The organism is Bacteroidota bacterium (assembly GCA_016720935.1).
Taxonomy (GTDB): Bacteria; Bacteroidota; Bacteroidia; order AKYH767-A; family 2013-40CM-41-45; genus JADKJP01.
Genome location: JADKJP010000004.1, coordinates 94,959 through 116,252, shown reverse-complemented (window position 1 = coordinate 116,252; position 21,294 = coordinate 94,959). Strand labels below are relative to the sequence as shown.

General features: G+C 42.7%; 6 protein-coding genes. 4 read left to right on the top strand and 2 right to left on the bottom strand.

Translation table 11 applies throughout. The features are described 5' to 3' along the window. Positions 1-69: 69 nt before the first annotated feature. From IPP86_04625 to IPP86_04615, 3 genes are all read left to right on the top strand, one after another. Positions 70-6,687, top strand: coding sequence for a T9SS type A sorting domain-containing protein (locus IPP86_04625; protein ID MBL0137801.1), 6,618 nt, complete (start codon positions 70-72; stop codon positions 6,685-6,687). A gap of 258 nt (positions 6,688-6,945) precedes the next feature. Continuing rightward, positions 6,946-8,208 carry a hypothetical protein gene (locus IPP86_04620; protein ID MBL0137800.1) on the top strand — a complete coding sequence of 421 codons (1,263 nt, stop codon included), beginning with the start codon at positions 6,946-6,948 and terminating at the stop codon, positions 8,206-8,208. A gap of 412 nt (positions 8,209-8,620) precedes the next feature. Beyond that, the gene (locus IPP86_04615) at positions 8,621-12,835 is read left to right on the top strand and encodes a hypothetical protein (protein MBL0137799.1); all 4,215 of its coding nucleotides are present in this window, start codon (positions 8,621-8,623) and stop codon (positions 12,833-12,835) included. A gap of 26 nt (positions 12,836-12,861) precedes the next feature. Here the strand turns inward: IPP86_04615 and IPP86_04610 are convergent, their stop codons facing one another. Both IPP86_04610 and smc read right to left on the bottom strand, forming a co-directional pair. Then, positions 12,862-13,479, bottom strand: coding sequence for a T9SS type A sorting domain-containing protein (locus IPP86_04610; protein ID MBL0137798.1), 618 nt, complete (start codon positions 13,477-13,479; stop codon positions 12,862-12,864). 130 nt (positions 13,480-13,609) lie between these two features. Then, on the bottom strand, positions 13,610-17,167 hold the full coding sequence (gene smc, locus IPP86_04605) for a chromosome segregation protein SMC (protein ID MBL0137797.1): 3,558 nt from the start codon (positions 17,165-17,167) through the stop codon (positions 13,610-13,612). A gap of 395 nt (positions 17,168-17,562) precedes the next feature. Here smc and IPP86_04600 point away from each other — a divergent pair, with 395 nt between their 5' ends. Beyond that, entirely contained in the window at positions 17,563-21,282 is a 3,720-nt protein-coding gene (locus IPP86_04600; GenBank protein ID MBL0137796.1) for a carboxypeptidase regulatory-like domain-containing protein, read from the top strand. The last annotated feature ends 12 nt before the right edge of the window (positions 21,283-21,294 follow it).

Sequence of the window (21,294 nt, the reverse complement as noted above, 5' to 3'; positions counted from 1 at the left end):
TTGAAAAAAGGGGGAGGACCTTTTTACCAAATCGAAATAAACAAACAATTAATCCATAACTAAATCAACATGAAAACAACCCAAACTATGTGGTTAAAAACGTGGCTTCTGGCCATAGTTTTATCCTTAGGATTCTCGGTCAGTTCGTTCGCGGAGCGAATCACGACGATGACCGTAGAAAACTGTACGCAGGTGAGCGCTGACTCATTCTACGTAGATGTGTACATCCAGAATACCGGAACCATCGACCTTCTTTTTAAAAGCGCAAACGTGCGTTTTAATGTAGCCAAAGCCATCATTCCGGTGGCAGGTACCATGACTGCTGCCATTGTGCCAGGTTATGCAGATCCTATTCTTGGTGCATTGACCATGACTGTAACTCCTGCGACTCCAATCGCGGCAGGTGTCGGAAATCAGTTGATTTCTGTGGCAACTTTTGCTTCTTTTTGGAATGGATCAACAGCTCCTTTAATGGCGCAGACAAACAAATGGCGTTTTTGCCGGATTGGCTTCAAAGCTTCGGCAGGTTTTCCAAATGGATCAAGTACTAACACCGCACCCACAGCTGCAGGTGTTAATACGACTTACTTCTCGAGTAACTCAATTTCATCTCCCAGTGTAATTTTAGCAACTGCAGGTTCTGCAGGTACAGATCGTAACGTTTTTGCCACAGCTTGTCCATTAACACTGACAAATCCGTTTGGTTGTACAACTTCTGCAACGTTAACTCCTACCAATGCAACTTGTTCAAACACTTCAGATGGTAGTGTAGCTGTTAATTTTACAGGTGTTACTTATCCTGTTCAGGTTAGCCTGAATGGTGGTCCGGCTGTTTCAGCTCCTTCTTCACCTTATGTATTCTCTAGTCTTGCTCCAGGCAACTATTCTATCACTTATGTTGCTACAGGTGGTTGTACAGGTTCAGCCGGTCCGGTTGTTGTTGGTTCTGAAGGAACTGCTTCTACAGTTGAATTCACAGAATCAGCTTGTGATTCGTATACATGGCCATTGAATGGTCAGACATACAATGCAAGTGGTGATTACACTTTCGCTCAGGGTTGTGTTACTAACATCCTTCACCTGACGATTGCTCCTACTACAAGCAACACAACTACATTGACAGCTTGTGATACTTACACATGGTCAGTAAATGGTCAGACTTATACTGCAAGTGGAACTTACACTTCAGTAACAGGATGTCACACTGAAATCCTTGTTCTGACAATCACTCCATCTACAAGCAACACAACTACAGCTTCAGCTTGTGATACTTACACATGGTCAGTAAATGGTCAGACTTACACTGCAAGTGGAACTTACACTTCAGTAACAGGATGTCACACTGAAATCCTTGTTCTGACAATCAATCCAAGTACTACCCACACAACTACATTGACAGCTTGTGATACTTATACCTGGTCAGTAAATGGTCAGACTTACACTGCAAGTGGAACTTATACTTCAGTAACAGGATGTCACACTGAAATCCTTGTATTGACTATCACTCCATCTACAAGCAACACAACTACAATTTCAGCTTGTGATACTTACACATGGTCAGTAAATGGTCAGACGTACACAGCAAGTGGTACTTACACTGATGTAAACGGATGTAATACTGAAATCCTTGTTCTGACAATCACTCCATCTACAAGCAACACAACTACTGAGTCAGCTTGTGATTCTTACACATGGTCAGTAAATGGTCAGACTTACACTGCAAGTGGTACTTACACTGTAGTAACAGGATGTCACACTGAGATCCTTGTTCTGACAGTTACTCCAAGCACTACTCACACGACTACAGTTTCAGCTTGTGATACTTACACATGGGCTGATAATGGTCAGACGTACACTGCAAGTGGTACTTACACTTCAGTAACAGGATGTCACACTGAGACCCTTGTTCTTACTATCACTCCATCTACAAGCAACACAACTACAACATCAGCTTGTGATACTTACACATGGTCAGTAAATGGTCAGACTTATACTGCAAGTGGTACTTACACTGATGTAAACGGATGTCACACTGAGATCCTTGTTCTTACCATCACTCCATCTACAAGCAACACAACTACAATTTCAGCTTGTGATACTTACACATGGTCAGTAAATGGTCAGACTTACACTGCAAGTGGAACTTACACTTCAGTAACAGGATGTCACACTGAGATCCTTGTTCTGACAGTTACTCCAAGCACTACTCACACGACTACAGTTTCAGCTTGTGATACTTACACATGGGCTGATAATGGTCAGACGTACACTGCAAGTGGTACTTACACTTCAGTAACAGGATGTCACACTGAGACCCTTGTTCTTACTATCACTCCATCTACAAGCAACACAACTACAACATCAGCTTGTGATACTTACACATGGTCAGTAAACGGACAGACTTACACTGCAAGTGGTACTTACACTGATGTAAACGGATGTCACACTGAGATCCTTGTATTGACTATCACTCCATCTACAAGCAACACAACTACTGAGTCAGCTTGTGATACTTACACATGGTCAGTAAATGGTCAGACTTACACTGCAAGTGGAACTTACACTTCAGTAACAGGATGTCACACTGAAATCCTTGTATTGACTATCACTCCATCTACAAGCAACACAACTACAGCTTCAGCTTGTGATACTTACACATGGTCAGTAAATGGTCAGACTTACACTGCAAGTGGAACTTACACTTCAGTAACAGGATGTCACACTGAAATCCTTGTATTGACTATCACTCCATCTACAAGCAACACAACTACTGAGTCAGCTTGTGATACTTACACATGGGCTGTTAACGGTCAGACTTACACTGCAAGTGGAACTTACACTGTAGTAACAGGATGTCACACTGAAATCCTTGTATTGACTATCACTCCATCTACAAGCAACACAACTACAGCATCAGCTTGTGATACTTACACATGGTCAGTAAATGGTCAGACTTACACTGCAAGTGGAACTTACACTTCAGTAACAGGATGTCACACTGAAATCCTTGTATTGACTATCACTCCATCTACAAGCAACACAACTACAGCTTCGGCTTGTGATACTTACACATGGTCAGTAAATGGTCAGACTTACACTGCAAGTGGAACTTACACTGTAGTAACAGGATGTCACACTGAGATCCTTGTATTGACTATAACTTCAAGTACAACTAACTTCGCTAATGTGAATGCTTGTGATTCTTACACATGGACTCTCAATGGTCAGACTTACACTGTTAGTGGTGTGTACTCCAACACAGTTGGATGTCATACTGATATCATTAATCTGACTATCACTCCATCTACAAGCAACACAACTACTGAGTCAGCTTGTGATACTTACACATGGTCAGTAAACGGTCAGACTTACACTGCAAGTGGTACCTACACTTCAGTATCAGGATGTCACACTGAAATCCTTGTTCTGACAATCACTCCATCTACAAGCAACACAACAACTGAGTCAGCTTGTGATTCTTACACATGGGCTGTTAACGGTCAGACTTACACTGCAAGTGGAACTTACACTTCAGTAACAGGATGTCACACTGAAATCCTTGTTCTGACAATCACTCCATCTACAAGCAACACAACTACAACATCAGCTTGTGATACTTACACATGGTCAGTAAATGGTCAGACTTACACTGCAAGTGGAACTTACACTGTAGTAACAGGATGTCACACTGAAATCCTTGTTCTGACAATCACTCCAAGCACAAGCAATACAACATTTGCTTCTTCTTGTGATACATACACATGGTCAGTAAACGGTCAGACTTACACTGCAAGTGGAACTTACACTTCAGTAACAGGATGTCACACTGAAATCCTTGTGTTGACTATCAATACAAGTGGTACTAACACCACTACCATCTCTGCTTGTGATACTTACACATGGGCACAAAATGGTCAGACTTACACTGAAAGCGGAACTTATACTTCTGTAACAGGATGTAGCACTGAGATCCTTGTATTGACAATCACTCCATCTACAAGCAACACAACTACAACTTCAGCTTGTGATTCTTACACATGGTCAGTAAATGGTCAGACTTACACTGCAAGTGGAACTTACACTGTAGTAACAGGATGTCACACTGAAATCCTTGTATTGACTATCACTCCATCTACAAGCAACACAACAACTGAGTCAGCTTGTGATTCTTACACATGGGCTGTTAACGGTCAGACTTACACTGCAAGTGGAACTTACACTGTAGTAACAGGATGTCACACTGAAATCCTTGTTCTGACAATCACTCCAACTACAAGCAACACAACTACACAGTCAGCTTGTGATTCTTACACATGGTCAGTAAATGGTCAGACTTACACTGCAAGTGGAACTTACACTGTAGTAACAGGATGTCACACTGAGATTCTTGTATTGACTATCACTCCATCTACAAGCAACACAACTACTGAATCAGTTTGTGATTCTTACACATGGTCTGTAAACGGTCAGACTTACACTGCAAGTGGAACTTACACTGTAGTAACAGGATGTCACACTGAGATCCTTGTTCTGACAGTTACTCCATCTACAACTAATACAACTACAGCTGGTGCATGTGATTCTTACACATGGTCAGTTAACGGTCAGACTTACACAGTTGGTGGAACATACACTGTAGTAACAGGATGTCACACTGAGATCCTTGTTCTGACTATTGGAACTCCGACTGCATCTGCATCAGCAGGTACAATTGTATGTTTCGGTGGAACAGCTTCTGTTGTGATCAGCGCTACCGGTGGTACTCTTCCATATGTTGGAACAGGTACATTTAACCAGGCTGCAGGTACAGTTGTTTACACTGTGACTGACGCTAACGGTTGTTCTTCTTCTACAACAGTTACTCTGACTGAGCCTACAAAAGTTGAAGGTTCTACTTCATCTACTGCAGCTAACTGCGGATTCAATGATGGAACTGCAACTGTAGTTGCTACAGGCGGTACTCCTGGCTATACATATGTATGGGCTCCGGGCGGACAAACAACTGTTACTGCAACTAACCTTGCTGGTGGAACATACACTGTAACTATTACTGATGCTAACGGTTGTACCGGTTCTGCTTCTGTCCTTGTTGGCGGAGTTGGTTCTGGTCCTGCTAATGCTGGTCCGATTTCTGGTCCTGCAGGTGCTTGCCGTAACACAACCGGTATTGTTTACTCAATCGCTCCAGTTGCAGGTGCTACATCTTATGTATGGTCATTGCCTGCTGGTGTGACCGGTTCTTCTACAACAAACAGCATCACCGTTGCTTTCGGTGGAGCAGCTTATGTAGGTGGATTTATTTGTGTAACTCCTGTGAATGCTTGTGGTAATGGTCTTGCAGCTTGTATCAACGTTCCGGTATTGACTGTTAAACCAGGCTTACCAAGCGTTATTTCAGGAACATTCCCATCTTGTGGACCTGCTACTTACACATTCTCAGTTCTTCCGATTGCTAATGCTACAAACTATGTTTGGACAGTAGGCGGAACAGGTGTTTCTATCGTAAGTGGTCAGGGTACAAACAGCGTACAGGTATTCGTACCTGCAGGTATGGGCCAAGGTACAATCTCTGTATATGGTCAAAACTGCGTAGGTAATGGTTCTGCACGTTCAACTTACCTGACTGGTGTACCAACACACTCTAATGCATTGGTTGGTCCTAGCTTCGTATGTGCTGGTACTTCAGGTGTAGCTTATTCAATGGGTCCGGTTAACGGAGCTACAAGCTATGTTTGGAGCATCACTGGAAACGCGACTATCGCTACTTCAAGCGGTCCTTCTTGTACAGTTGACTTCCTCGCAGGTTGGACAACAGGTGTACTTTCTGTAACAACTTCAAACACTTGCGGTTCGTTCACAAGAACATACACAATAAAATCAACTCCTGCTCAACCGGGAAGTATCGCTGGTCCTGCAAACAACCTTTGTGGTCAGTCAGGTGTTACATATTCAATTGCTGCCGTTGCCGGTGCAACTGGATATTTGTGGACACTTCCTGCTGGTGTAACTGCGGTTACTCCATTGACTGGAACATCGATCACTGTTAACTTCACTGCCGGATTTACCAACACTGGTAACATCTGTGTATCTGCAAGCAATGCTTGTGGAAGTGGTGCAGCTCGTTGTTACGCGGTTACTGCACGTCCTGCAGCATCCGGTGTAATCACTGGTCCATCTCCTGTTTGTAAAACTTCAACTCAGGTGTACACTATTGCTGCCATCTCCGGTGCTGCAACTTACACTTGGTCTGTAACGGGTGGTGCTTCTATCATCCCTGCAGGTACTTCTGCTACTGTTAACTTCAACACTGCATTGTCATCTTCCGCTACTATTAAAGTAAATGGAAACAACGCTTGCGGTGCTGGTCAACCGGCTCAGAAGATAGTTGCTGTTAACCTTGGTTGCCGTACGGCTCAGGAAGAACTGTCTGCAGTTTCTGCACTCAGCGCTTATCCGAACCCAACCAGCGGTATGATCACATTGAATTTCTCTGCTGACGTGAAGGCTAAATACACTGTAAAAGTGGTTGACCTGATCGGTAATGTAGTGATCAGTGATGTGGTTAGTGCTGTTGAAGGCGTTAACATGAAGGATCTTGATCTCAGCAAAGTTGCTAAAGGAATGTACCTCCTGTCTCTCGAAAACGAAGGCGGTAACGTACAAACCCTCCGCATCGTGGTTGAGTAATCGATTCTCCACTTAAATAAAAGGAAGTCCTTCCCGAAAGGGGAGGACTTCCTTTTTTTATTTCCATTGCATGGAAATTCAATGCCGAAGGGCCATACAAGGGATGGCCCTTTTTTTTCTTTAAATCCACTTATTTTGGATTTTGAATTATTCTTAAAATTCTTTGCATTTCAGGATAAATAATTCGCAAATTATTTTTTGATTTTCAGTAAAAATGCTCTATATTAGAAGCAGTAAATTAAACACGAACTATCTGTCATGAGAAAAGCTTCTACTTTCTTCAAATCAATTTTATTGATCACCACTTTCCTTTTTGCAAACAAATTTGCAAGAGCGGTCGATCCATCATTCACGGTTTATATCGACAATGCCGCTTACGTTTCTAATAGTGTATTTGAATTCGATATCATGGTGAAAGCCGCAGGCCCAACTTCGACATTTGAATTAAGAACTTTCCAGGCAGGTATTTGGGTTAGTCCAACATGGGCGGGTGCAGGCACTGTGTCATTACAAAATGTTTCCGGTTCTTCACAGATGACATCACCGGGCTACAACGGCGCATTGATGTGGAACAACACAGATAAATTTATCAATTGCGCAGTGAATGTTGGAGTAAAAACTCCTTCTTCCTGTATTTCAAGTTCAATTTCTTCGAGTGCACCGGTTCGGGTTACCCGCTTAAGAATGACTACAACAACGTCGTTTAACTGCGCATCAACACCTGATCTCATGTTCAATTATGTTCAAAGCGCAAGTTCTCAACGTTTGCACACTTCTCTTTCGTGGCGCATTAATGGAACATGTGCAGTGAATTATGAAATGTTTTATCCTGCTCGTCCTTATGGCGGTCAGGCATATTTCAATGGTGAGCTCTGGTCACTTGCTGACGCTGATGGAAAATCTCCTGCAAGCGCAAATGCGAACAGTGCCGCTTGTGCGACAACATATCAGGTGACCGCTTTCGTACAGGGTTATTATGATGTACCATCATCCGCGATGACAACAGTTATGGCAAATCAAATGGTAAGCAATGCTACAGGATCGCAAGCAGATACATTCCTGATTCAATTCAGATCAGTTGCTGATCCTTCTGTTATCTTGTATTCTGAGAAGTCTGTTGCCGGTACAAATGGTCTTACATCCTGTACAATTCCAATGTCCCTCACCGGACAGAATTGCTGGATCGTTGTAAACCATCGTAATTCAATTCAAACCTGGAGCAATGCCGCGGTAATGGTTACTGCAAACGGTTCTTTTGATTTTAGTTCATCTGCTTCACAGGCATTCGGTGATAACCAGATTGAGGTTGAACCCGGCGTTTACGCGATTTATTCCGGTGACGTTAACCAGGATGGATTTATCGGTGGTGATGACGTGGGTACTGTTGACAACGATAACCTTGCTGGATTGTTCCTTGATTATTTTGTTACCGATGTCAATGGTGATGGATTTATTGGTGGGGATGATGTTAGTATGGTAGATAACAACAACCTTGCTGGTGTATTTGCCATCTTACCTTAATTCAAATAAAATATTTAATATAAATGGGCTGTCCGAAAGGATGGCCTTTTTTTTTGAGATCATTTCTACAGATCTAAATCAGCGTGTTAACTGTGTGGTAAGCCCACTGAATTAAATTTCATTTATAATTGTCTTTTTTGCATTTTATTAAATTTCAGGACTCTGTTTTTTTTGTTAAAATTTTCCGCTTTAACATTCTTTCAATTGAATTGACCAAGCAAATACTTCCATTTGCCAAATACATGTTTATTTAATGTCTTTTTAGGGTTATATTTCAGTAAGAGCGAAAGAGTAATCCAGTGGATTGAATTGGAAATGGTCGTGAAATATCAGCTTCAACGGCGAATAGTTTTTTCTGGATTTCTTTTTCATGTGTTGGATTTATCAGGTTATAATCTGAGAACATAACCCCATGTTTCAAAATCAAGACGGTAATATTCTATTAAAAAAAAGTCTCCTGACAATTATTTTTTTGTCGGCGTATTTCTTTTTTAACGGAAGGATTCAGGCGCAAACCATTACCCTGTTATCACCGACAGGTGCAGGCGGGTTTGAGTCAGGGACCACTTTTACTGCGAATGGCTGGACTGAAGTTCAGGCAGCAGGAGACGCCAGAAAATGGTGGGTGGGTACACCCGCAGGTTCTCAGGCTGGAACACGAGCTGCTTATGTAGGATCATCTACAAACAACAACGGAATCGCCAATGCAAAGGTGGATCACTTTTACAGAGACCTGATTGTACCCGCCGGCGCAGTCAATGTCCAGCTGAACTTTTATTTGAAGCAAATCACAACCGACAATACATTTGATTACTTCTATGTATTTACAACGACGACAGCAAATACGCCTGTTACCGGCACAATTCCAGGATCCGGGTATGTTCAGCGATTTGTGAATACAGCGACTGCTTATCCTGCATTTACCGCCATTCCAACGATAGATTTGAGTTCGCTTGCCGGTACAACAGTTCGCCTGGTTTTTACCTTTAAATCGGATGCATTTACGCCTAACGCGAATCCTGCAGTTGACAATATTTCGTTTACTTATGAGAATGCTCTACCGTGCAGCGGTACACCTTCCCCCGGGAATACCCTTGCATCTGCCATCAATCCGGTTTGCTCGGGGTCTTCGGTAACACTTTCCCTACAGAACCCATCCTCGAATACAGGTCTCAATTATCAGTGGGAATCCTCAGCAGACGGAACTTCGTGGAGCATTATTCCTTTGGCACTCTCTTCAACATACGTTGCCACTCCGGTTGCTTCAACATATTATCAATGTAAAGTGACCTGTACCAACAGCAATCAATTTGCTTATTCCGGTGCTTACCAGGTGCAGACAACGAATTGTATCAATATGCAAAACGGGAGCATTACAACCTGCTCGGCGAAGTTTTACGATAGTGGGGGACCTTCCGGATCCTATGTAAACGGAGAAGATTATACTTATACATTCTACCCGCTTCCGGGTAATAAAATTCAAATCGTTTTCAATTCATTTGTAACCGAAAGCGGCTATGATTTTTTAAGTGTATTTGATGGAAACTCTGTGTCAGCTCCTCAATTATTTTCCGGTTCTGGATCTGCTTTGCCAGGGACGTTCACTTCAAGTGCAGCGGATGGTAGTCTGACCATTCATTTTACTTCGGATCTTTCTCTCAGCTACTCGGGTTGGGATGCAACTGTAAGCTGTATTTCAATTCCGGCATGCACCGGCACACCTGTTCCCGGAAATGTCACCGGTAATACAGCTGTTTGTTATGGATCAAACACAACACTTACTGCAACAGGAGCAACAATTGGATTCAGCGGACTTCAATATCAATGGGAAGAATCGGATGATAATGGGATAGGGGATCCCTGGGCAATCGTTACAGGAGGAAGTGGTGCCACTACCATCAACTATACTTCCCCCGTTTTAACCAATTCTGTGTATTACAGGATGACAGTTACCTGTACCAACAGTGGACAAACTGTTTCGTCACCCGGTCAATTTATTCTTGTAAACCCATTACCGGTTACTTCCATTACCCCTTCCTCAAATAGAATTTGCGGCATTGAAACTGTTACCCTTACCGGTAATGGTGCCGCATCGTATTCATGGTCACCGGCTACCGGTTTGAATGCAACGACCGGTGCAGTGGTCATCGCAGGACCGGCAAGCACCACCACTTATACGGTTACAGGAACTACCAATGGTTGCTCCATGACCGCTTCAACGACAATTGATGTATACCCTGCAATTGGAAGCGTGTCTGCAACGGCCGATACAACAGAAGGATGTGATCCTTTATCCACAACACTGCATGCAAGCGCCTGCCTGAACGTGAGCCCCACAATGAACATAGATTCATCGTCGGCTAACTATACACCGACAGGGGCAACAGGATTTCTCTCCATGTCAAGCGCGGATGATGGTTTTGCGACCATCAATCTGCCTTTTAGTTTCAATTATTTTGGAAACAGCTATACGTCCGGCTTTGTATCCACGAATGGATTTCTTGCATTCGGAACCAGTTCTACATCGCTCACAGCGCAGCAATTACCAAACGCAACGACTCCGAACAATATCATCGCCTTGTGCTGGAATGATCTGCTGCATTCTGCAGTCAATACAGGTGTTGATACGTTCACTGTGGGAAGTGTGGGCAGCCGGAAATTTGTTATTCGATTCAATGCCGGCGCTGTCGCTTTTTATAATATCGGTTCACAGTCAGGTTCATTCGGTGGTAAAATAATTCTGCACGAAGGCACAAACAAAATTGAACTTCGCATCGACGCGATGAACATGGGTACAGTTACCGGCAGGTTAAAAACCCTGGGAGTGGAGAATTCGGATGGAACAATTGGGTTCGCGGCACCTGGTAAAAATGCTACCGACTGGCTTGCCGGCAGTTCAATCACATATGGATTCACTCCGGGATTTACTTGTTCAGGTTCCGGATCCATTAGCTATGTCTGGTCACCATCCTCCAATTTATCAAATGCCGCATCCGCGAACCCTGACCTGAACGCATTAAGCACAAGTACTGTATATACAGTCACTGCAACAGCGACCTCCGGATGTACTGCCTCCACGACACTGAGCATGGTAGTTCAGCCCAAACCGGCTCCGCCTGTGATTTCAGCGGGAGGACCGCTCGCGTTTTGTCCCGGAGGTAATGTTGTCCTTACATCTTCTTCACCGGTTTCGAATCACTGGAGTACCGGTGAGACTACTGCATCTATCAATGTGAATACGTCTCGGTACATCACACTGTATACCACCAACGGATCTTGCTCATCACAACTTGCAAGTACATCGGTTACACGTTACGATACAATACAACCACTGATCACTGTATTGGGTGGTGGTTTGTCATTGTGTAGTGGCACACGGGAATTGGTGGCGGATGGTTTGCCGCAATTTTCATCGTGGAACTGGAGTACAACTGAAACAACACAGAGTATTACAATTTCTTCAGCTGCTACTTATTCTCTTGTCGCAACAGATTTAAATAATTGCATTACACACAATGAAATTTCTTTCATTGCCGGAGCGAGCCCTGTTTCACCGGTAATCAACGCGAACACTTCTCTTGTAGTTTGTAATAATGAATATGTAACCATGACTTCCGATTTGTCAGACAATATTCTCTGGTTACCAACATACGATAACTCTGCATCAATTTCCTATAACTTATCACCTCCCGGCACTTATGATTTTTATGTCATACGAGACTCAATGGGCTGTACCTCGGAGTCTAATCACCTGGTATTTACCGTGAATCCGGTTCCCGAAGTTTATAGTTTCCTTCCGGTTGACTCAGCCTGCCCGGGAGATGTTATTACACTGAACGGAACGGGTTTGTTAAATGTCACCAGTATTAGTTTTAATGGTACACCCGCATCAGTATTTACGATTGTGGATGATTATAGCATCCAGGTAACTGTTCCTTATGGTGCAACATCAGGTTCACTGAACTTGATGGACAATCTAACCGGTTGTTCAGGTCAAAGTCCTGTGTTTACAATTAAGACAAGCTGTTTAACCAGTACATCTTTGCAATTGAAAATGTTTCTCCAGGGATATTACCTGCAAAGTGGTTCCATGAATCCCGCATTGTATAATTCCGGACTCAGTATCAGTCCGACTGATTGTGACACGATTCATGTTTGTCTGATGGATGTGAATACACATGCTGTTGTCGAGTGTTCTGAAGCAATCCTGGATGTAAACGGATTGCTCACCTGTTACTTTTCGCCAGCTTTGAAAGATGAAAATTTCTATATACGTATTCAACATCGGAATTCGATCGAGACCTGGTCATCCTCTGTTGTTGTAATGGAGTCGGTAACCAATTATGATTTCAGTATAAATGCAGCTCAGGCTTATGGTTCCAATCAGGTTGAAGTGAGCCCCGGAATATGGGCGTTGTGGAGTGGCGATATCACAAATGGTGTTAGCTCAGGAATTCAGGATGGGCAAATCAATACTGATGATTTTAATTCCCTGGAAAATGACACACAGAATTTGTTGGCGGGATATCATGCCGGTGATCTAAACGGCGATGGCATTGTTGAGTCGGCAGACTATGCATTGATGGAAAACAATCAGCAGTTTTTGATTGTATCTATGCATCCCTGAAGTTATGCACTTAGTTAATTCGTGTGTTAACGGAAAATTTTGAATGTATAATTTATGTTTTCTTCAATCAGACTTACAAGATACATTCCTCTTGTAAAATCAGACAGGTTAATCTGCCCATTTAAGTCTGAAAGATTCCCTGAATAAATTTTTCTGCCGTACATGTCACAGACCATGATTTGAGCCGCTGTGAAATTATTTCCATTGTATTTAAATGCAGAAATACCTTCCACAGCAGGGTTCACGAATTGCAAGAGGTTATTTCCAGGTATTTTCGTTTCAGAAACGCCGGTATTTATTCTTACCCAGGAATATTGTGTCAGGGTATTTCTTCTTTGAGCGCACAGATCGACCACTGGTGTAAAAATCAGGTTGGTTCCCTGAATCACATATGTATAATTACCTGTATCGCTACAGGATGTACCAAGATCAAAAATGGCAAATTGTCCGTTGTTTGATGTATATAAACTCAATGGTGAATATCCTGAAGCGGTTGTAGCGTAAAATAAAGTGTCCTGTCCAAAAAGAAAATAAAGATTGATACTCGGAGGATTGGTGCCGAACCACTCTGAATTTTGAAGGCTTTGCGATTTTGAAGTTGAAGCACAAATAGTGATGAATAACAATAGTATGAGCTTTTTCATCTTTAATAATTTTTATGCGAAATTAATACGGTGAGGAAAGGTGAAAAAGAACAGAAGTCATTGAAATAAAAAAAAACACCTTCCGGAAAGAAGGTGTTTTTATGAGAAATTAAATAAGTAGAGTGGCTTGTTATTCCGCCATCTCCGCGAGATCCACAGGTACAACCTGAGTGACTCCCTGTTCCACCATCGTGATACCGTACATGATGTCTGTTGATGCCATCGTACGTTTGTTGTGGGTGATGATAATGAACTGTGAATCTTTCGAGAATTTACGGATGATATTATTGAACTTGTCAATGTTCATGTCATCCAATGGAGCGTCAACCTCATCGAAGATACAGAACGGTGCAGGTTTCAACAGGTAAATACTGAAGAGCAGGGCAGTGGCCGTAAGCGTTTTTTCTCCTCCCGATAACTGGGAAATTGAAAGCGGACGTTTGCCTTTTGGTTTCGCGATAATCTGCACTTCACTTTCTGTCGGATTTTCCGGATTGAGCAATACCAGATCGCAATCATCGTCCTCGGTGAACAGTGAGCGGAATACATGAATGAAATTCTGACGAATATCCGTGAATGCCTTCATGAAATTCTCGCGAGCTGTCACTTCGATTTCTTCGATAGTTTTCAGCAGTGACTCTTTTGCTTTGGCAAGATCGTCTTTCTGAGTATTGATGAATGTATGGCGTTCGCTGATTTCTGTATACGCTTCGACCGCCATCGGGTTGATGGGTCCGTAATTGTCGAGCTGATTTTTTTGTTTGTTTACTTTTTCGCGAAGCTCTTCTTCCGTCCAATCCGGAGAAGGTTCTTTCTCGAGCATATCGTTGATGTCGAGATTGAATTCTACGGACAATCTTTCCTTAAGTGAATTGAGCTGCATTTTCAGCTCCATCGTTTTGTCTTTGATGGCCAAACCGATCTGTTCCGACTGCTCGCGTTGGTGACGTACCTGGCGGATACGGGTTTCGAGTTCATCGATTGAACCACGAGCCTTGAAGTATTCCGTTTCAACAGCGGCAACAGATTGCTCCATCGTATCTTTTTCGGAGTACAAAGTCAGCAACTGTGAATCAAAATCTGTAGAGGATTCGAGCAGTTCGCGGATTTGGTTCTGGATGTTTTCCAGTTCCGCTGAATTGCTGGCAATATTTTTATTCAGTGTCTCCAGCAGGTTGACTTTGTAAGCGTGATCACGAATGATCGTCGCGATCTTGTTTTGCTGTTGAATACACTGGATGTTGTGCTGGTTATAGCCCTGACTTTGGTTGTTCATCACTTCCGTCAGGGAATTGAATTCCTGCTGGAGTGTGTTCAGCTGACCGCTTACCGTTTCGTATTGAGTACGGAGTTGTTCCAGGTGTTCATGGAAGCTCAGGTTGTTTTGGCTCAGCGTTTCATCAATTGAAGTCTGCTGTTCGTGCAGCCCCTGCAGGATACGTTTGTTGTTTTCAATGCTGGAATGAAGGTGTTCCGCTTTGTTTTTCAAAGAGGAATGTTCGTGAACAGCTTTATTAGCTTCCTGTTGCAGACGGTTTTTATCCGCTGTGAGTTTTTCTTTGTTGCGTTTATTTTCCTGCAGTTGTTGCTGAACCTGGTCGCGCTGTGTTTTCAGGCGTTCCAATCCGTTTGCAAGAGATTCAATTTCTTTGCTGAGATTCTCGAGGTGTTTCGCGCGACCGATTCGTTTGCCATCAAACAATCCGATGGAACCACCGGAAAGAGAGTGACGTGTACGGCAGTATTTTCCATTTTTGGAAATGAAAACGAGGGATTTGTTATCCTGCTGCAGGAATGGTGTATTTTCCTGGTTCTCCGTAACGACATATACATTACGCAGCAGATGATTACAAAGTGGACGATATTTTTCCGCGATGTCAATAATACTAATAGCAGGCATGCAGTCCGAAACCTGTTCGAATGCAGGAACCGGAGTATCTTCGAAATTTTTCAGAATGAAGAAATTCGCTCTTCCTTTCGCTGCTTCGCTCAATACATTTACCGCGCGACTGGCTTCTTCAATCTGATCAATCACAAAATAGTTCATGAACGGATCGAGGTAATTCTCAATCGCGGATTTGTATTCAGCCGGACAGTTGAGTATTTCAGAGAAAAGAGGAGCCTGGCTGGTAGAAGGAGAGTTTTTACGGAGGTAGCGAAGAGATTCAGGATATCCTTCCAGGTTTTCCACCAGACTTTTGGTCAGGTTAAATTCATTCTGACGGGCATCCAGCTTACGGCCTTCGGCAATGACTTCTTCGGTGAGTTTTTTCAGTTCTTCATCGCCATGAATGATTTCCTGCGCAAGATGTTCCTCGTTGCTCAGCAACTGGTGGTGAAGTTGTTCTTTTTCTTCTTTCAACTGACGACTTTGTTCCGCTTTCGCGTGAAGTTCATCGTGTTCCAGTTGTTTGGTCATTGAATCATCTGATAGACGTTCAATTTCCTTTTGAATAGAATCTTTTCGAGCCTGAGTCACCGCGAGACTCTTTTCCGACTCGTGCATGGAAGTCTGGATAGAACGTGCTTCGGAAGAAAAACGATTGATGTCGCTTTTCATCTGATCGTGATTGCCACGTGTTTCATCCAGCGCGCTTTTTAATTCATGGAGTTGTTGCTGGAGTTGTTCCAGGATAATTTCTTCGTTGAATTTATCTTCCTCTGATTTCGCGATCTGATCCTGTGTTGTAAGGAGCGTGGATTTGTCAGTGGAGAGCTGTTGAGATAATGAAGATTCTTTATCCTGAAGATATTTCAATTTCTCATTGCTGATTTTCTTGTCATTTTCCTGCTGACGAATGAAAGAGATTTTTTCGTTCAGCAGTTTTTGAGCTTCGGAAAGTTCTTTTTCCTTTTCCAAAGAATGCAATTTGACAATTTGCAATTCCGCTTCGGAGGAATCAAGAGAAGCATCCAGTGTAATTTTTTCTTCCTGTTGTTTTTCTTCCTGTTGCTGGAGTTCTTCAAATGTTTTTTTACTGCCGGCAAGTGTGAACAAAGCCAACTCGGAGCTGAGCTCCTTGTATTGTTCTTTTAACTTGTAATACCGTTCTGTTTTTCTCGCCTGAGATTCCAGTGTTTTCATGTTGCGTTCGATTTCGAACAGCAAATCGTTCACACGGCTCAGATCTTTATCGGTATCCTCGAGTTTGGAAAGGGTTTGTTTTTTTCTTGTCTTGTATTTAGAGATTCCCGCTGCTTCTTCGAGCAGGTTTTTGATAGCATTGTTTTTATCGTTCAGGATTTCATCCACCATTTTCAATTCAATGATGGCATAAGAATCTGATCCGATTCCGGTATCCATAAACAGTTCCGTAATGTCTTTTAAACGACAGGGAACATTGTTCAATAAATAATCACTTTCACCGGTACGATAAAGACGACGGGTAATTGTAACAGTGGAATATTCGGTAGGAAGGATATTTTTCGTGTTCTCAAAAGACAAAGACACCTCCGCCAGGTTGGCGGGTTTCCTCGTTTTCGTTCCGTTAAAGATGATATTTTCCATCTTTTCAGAACGCAGCATCCGGGTCTTTTGCTCACCCAATACCCAGCGCATGGCATCGACGACATTTGATTTTCCGCTTCCGTTAGGCCCCACAATGGAGGTAACCCCTTTGTCGAAGTGGATGGTTACTTTATCGCCAAAGCTTTTGAATCCTTTGATTTCTAAGGTTGTTAACCGCATAATAAATTAGTGTGTTTCAGGGAATAGCTGCAAAAATAGCTTTTTCTGATAAGAAGCACCATTTTGTTAATAACTCGGCAAGGCTATTGGCGAAAGTGTAAATTCATGCAGTTTGGGTGAATTGACCGAGTTCTGACATTCTTTTTATTTGCATTACCCATCTTTCGGCCATGAAAATTTAAAATCCATTAACAAAGCAATCAAAGAGCTTGATAAATGCTCTTCGATTGATAATGAGGAAGGAAAAAAACCGGAATTGAATCTATACAAATGATAAGATAAATTCCGGAAATTCAAAGGTCGCAACAGGACGAAAATTTGTTTTGGTTTTAATTTTTCAATTTATACTTTTACCACCCGCATTAACTAAATCTTAACAATAATATATACTTGATATGGGACGAAAGTTTTACTTACCACTCATCGCTCTGCTATTCATCGGGTTTGGCGCCTTTGCACAATCCGGTGAAATCCGCGGTAAGGTTACCGAAAAGGGCGGCAAAGAAGGTGTACCTTTTGCAAGTGTTGCTGCACTGCTAAACGGAACTCAGGTACAGGCAGCGGTCACCGATTTTGACGGAAACTTTTCCATCAAGCCCTTGAACCCCGGTAAGTACAATGTAAAAGCTACCTGCGTTGGTTACAACTCTCAGGAAGTAACGGGAGTACTGGTTACCTCTGATAAAATTTCTTTTGCCAATTTTGAATTGGGAAAAGGAGTTGAACTGAAGGTGCTGGACATCGTAGAATATACCGTTCCTCTGATCGACAAAGGAAGTCCTGCTACACAAAAGACAACTTCATACGAAGAAATCCAGGCGGCACCAACGCGTGACGTTCAGTCAATCGCTTCTCAAAGCGCGGGTGTATACCAAAAAGATGATGGAGGTAGTGCTCTGAACTTCCGTGGTTCACGTTCCGATGCAACTGCGATCTATGTGGATGGTATTAAAGTAAGAGGAGGTATTGGTCTTCCACAAAAAGGAACTGAACAGATCACAGTTATCACCGGCGGTCTTCCCGCTCAGTATGGTGACGCGACAGGTGGTGTCATTTCAATCACAACACGCGGACCATCCAAACAATATACCGGTGGTGTCGAATTCGTCACTTCTGAATTGTTTGATGATTACGGTTACAATCTTGCTTCTTTTGATCTGGCCGGACCGATTTTCACCAAGAAGGATTCTACGGGTCAAAAATCTGGTCAGCCTATTGCCGGATTTTTCCTTTCCGGTGAATATCAGTACGACAAAGATCCGACACCTTCCGCAGCTCCTTTTTATGTCGTGAAAGACGATATCCTGGAAAGCGTTCGTAAAAACCCTTTGATTGCATCTCCTTCAGGTAATGGTTATATCCATCGTTCTAATTATTTTACAATGGATAGCCTGCAGAAAGTGAAAGCCCGTCCGAATGTGGCAGCAGACGCGATTCGTCTGAATGGTAAACTGGATTTCCGTCCTGTGAAAAATGTTACATTCACTTTGGGTGGATCCCTGGAGCGTTCACAAAGCCGTGATTATATCGATATTTATTCTTTGATGAATTACGATAACAATCCTCAGACGATCGGAACAAACTGGAGAGCTTTTGCAAAGATTACTCAGCGATTTACTTCTGAAGACAGAGAAAAGACGTCTTCCTCAGGAATTAAAAATGCATATTATTCTATCCAGGTCGATTATTCACACAATCATGAAGTGGATCAGAATGCAATTCATAAAGACAGAATTTTTGATTATGGATATGTAGGTAAGTTTACAACCTACGGTTCTCCTGGTTATCAGCCTGTAACATTAAAAGACATTAATAATAACGACTCTATCGTGTTCAACCAGGTAGGTGCTTTTGATACACTCGTAACTTTTGAACCGGGAAGCCAGAATCCTAATACTTCCAATTACACTACTCAATACTATAATCTGACAAGTGGATTGGGAACAGCAGGTTATCAGGACAATTTGTTTAACATCATCAATCGCGGGGCTCTTATCAACAACGATAATCGTCTTCAATTGAACACTTACGGTTTGTGGGCAACTCCTGGACGGACCCGTAGCTTTTATGGTGTTACAGATAACAATCAGTTCCGCATCAGTGCTTCCGGTTCCGCTGACTTAAAGAACCACAACCTTGTTGTAGGTATAGAATATGAACAAAGAACAGATCGTGCCTGGTCAGTGAATCCGAACAACCTTTGGGGCCTTATGCGCCAATTGGCTAACAGCAGAATCACCGGTACAGATCCTAACTCCGCTCATATTTCTTATGTGAATTTTGGCGGACAAACAATCACTCAGGTTGATTATTCCGAAGCACTTTATGCTCCTTCAACCAATCTTGATGGAGATAAAGCTCCCGGTTTCTACGAAAAAATTCGTGACCAACTTGGTTACGCAATGAACGATACTGTTCAGGTTGACGCTATTGATCCTTCACGTTTCTCTTTGAGTATGTTTACTCCTGATGAGTTATTGAGCAATGGTTTGATCGGTTATTACGGTTACGATTATCTTGGAACTATGCAGAGTAGCAGTTCTTCTCTCGAATCGTTTATCAATGACAAAAATTCAGAGAACAATTACATACGAGCAATTGATGCGTTCCGTCCAAATTATATTGCCGGTTATATCCAGGATCGTTTTACTTTCAATGACCTTATTTTCAATATCGGTGTTCGTGTGGATCGTTTTGACGCGAATCAAAGTGTACTGAAAGATAAATACCTTCTGTTTGAAACACACACTGCCGGTGATCAGGAAGCTAAAAACCTGGGAAATATTCCGGATAATATCGGAAGCGATTACTATGTATATGTAAACAATTCCCAAAACCCAAGCCGTATCACCGGTTTCCGTAAGGATGAAAAATGGTATGACGCGCAGGGTAACCAGATTACAGATCTGACTCCGCTTGTTGAAAATGGCGGGTCAACCGGAGGTATTCAGCCGTATGTATTCAATTATGATGATGTTCAGAACAGTCGTGTTCGTTCGGGCATATTCAAGGATTATACGCCGCAAGTGAATGTAATGCCACGTATCGCCTTCTCTTTCCCGATTTCAGACGAAGCTTACTTCGCTGCACACTATGACATCCTCACACAGCGTCCACAGGATTTGAACCTCATTCGTTTTAATCCGGTTTCCTATCTCAACCTTGCTCAAGGGTTGTCAAGTACAATCAGTAATCCGGACTTGAAACCGGAACGTACAACTGATTATGAAATCGTGTTCCAGCAAAAAATCAGTCGCAGTTCCGCATTTTCCATCGCGGCGTTCTACAAAGAGTTGCGTGATATGATTCAGTACACTACTGTTCAGTATGCGTATCCAATCACTTATTCTACTTATGGTAACCTCGACTTTGGTACAGTAAAAGGACTCACTTTCAATTATGACCTTCGTCGTACCGGCAACATCCGTATGAACATCAGTTACACACTTCAGTTTGCTGACGGTACCGGTTCTGATGCCAACGCGAATGCGGGAATTCTTGCTCAACAAGGTCAAACAAACCTTCGCGAAACATTGCCTTTGAGTTTTGACCAACGTCATACGTTCGTGACATCATTTGATTACCACTATTCTTCAGGTAAAGATTATGATGGTCCGGTTTGGTTTGGCAAACAAGTATTTTCCGATGCAGGCTTGAACCTTGTACTTCGTGCAGGATCAGGAACACCATATACACGTAAAGGAAACATCACACCGGAGGCAGACTTCACAACAGCTGCCAATGGTCGTTCAACAATTGCCGGTTCTATTAACGGTTCACGTTACCCATGGCAGTTCAAGATTGACGCGAAGGTCGATAAGAGCTTCCAGATCAAACTTGGTAAGAAAGTGGATGGAGAAGCACGCCGCCCGATTTATGCAAACGTTTACCTTCAGGTGCTGAACCTTCTTGACGCGATGAATGTAATCGGAGTGTATCGTGCTACAGGAAGTCCGGATGATGACGGTTACCTTGCTTCATCAGGCGCTCAGCCAAGTATCGCTTCTCAGGTTAGTCCACAATCATATATTGATCTGTACACAATCGCTGAAAATAATCCGGGCAATTACAGTCTCCCGCGCCGGATTCGTTTGGGTGTTCAGTTGAATTTCTAATCTTCCCTTCTG

Excerpts from the sequence above, each read along its gene's own strand:
- IPP86_04600 (MBL0137796.1), top strand. The coding sequence starts at position 17,563 with ATGGGACGAAAGTTTTACTTACCACTCATCGCTCTGCTATTCATCGGG.
- IPP86_04625 (MBL0137801.1), top strand. The coding sequence starts at position 70 with ATGAAAACAACCCAAACTATGTGGTTAAAAACGTGGCTTCTGGCCATA.
- smc (MBL0137797.1), bottom strand. The coding sequence starts at position 17,167 with ATGCGGTTAACAACCTTAGAAATCAAAGGATTCAAAAGCTTTGGCGAT.
- IPP86_04615 (MBL0137799.1), top strand. The coding sequence starts at position 8,621 with ATGTTTCAAAATCAAGACGGTAATATTCTATTAAAAAAAAGTCTCCTG.
- IPP86_04620 (MBL0137800.1), top strand. The coding sequence starts at position 6,946 with ATGAGAAAAGCTTCTACTTTCTTCAAATCAATTTTATTGATCACCACT.
- IPP86_04610 (MBL0137798.1), bottom strand. The coding sequence starts at position 13,479 with ATGAAAAAGCTCATACTATTGTTATTCATCACTATTTGTGCTTCAACT.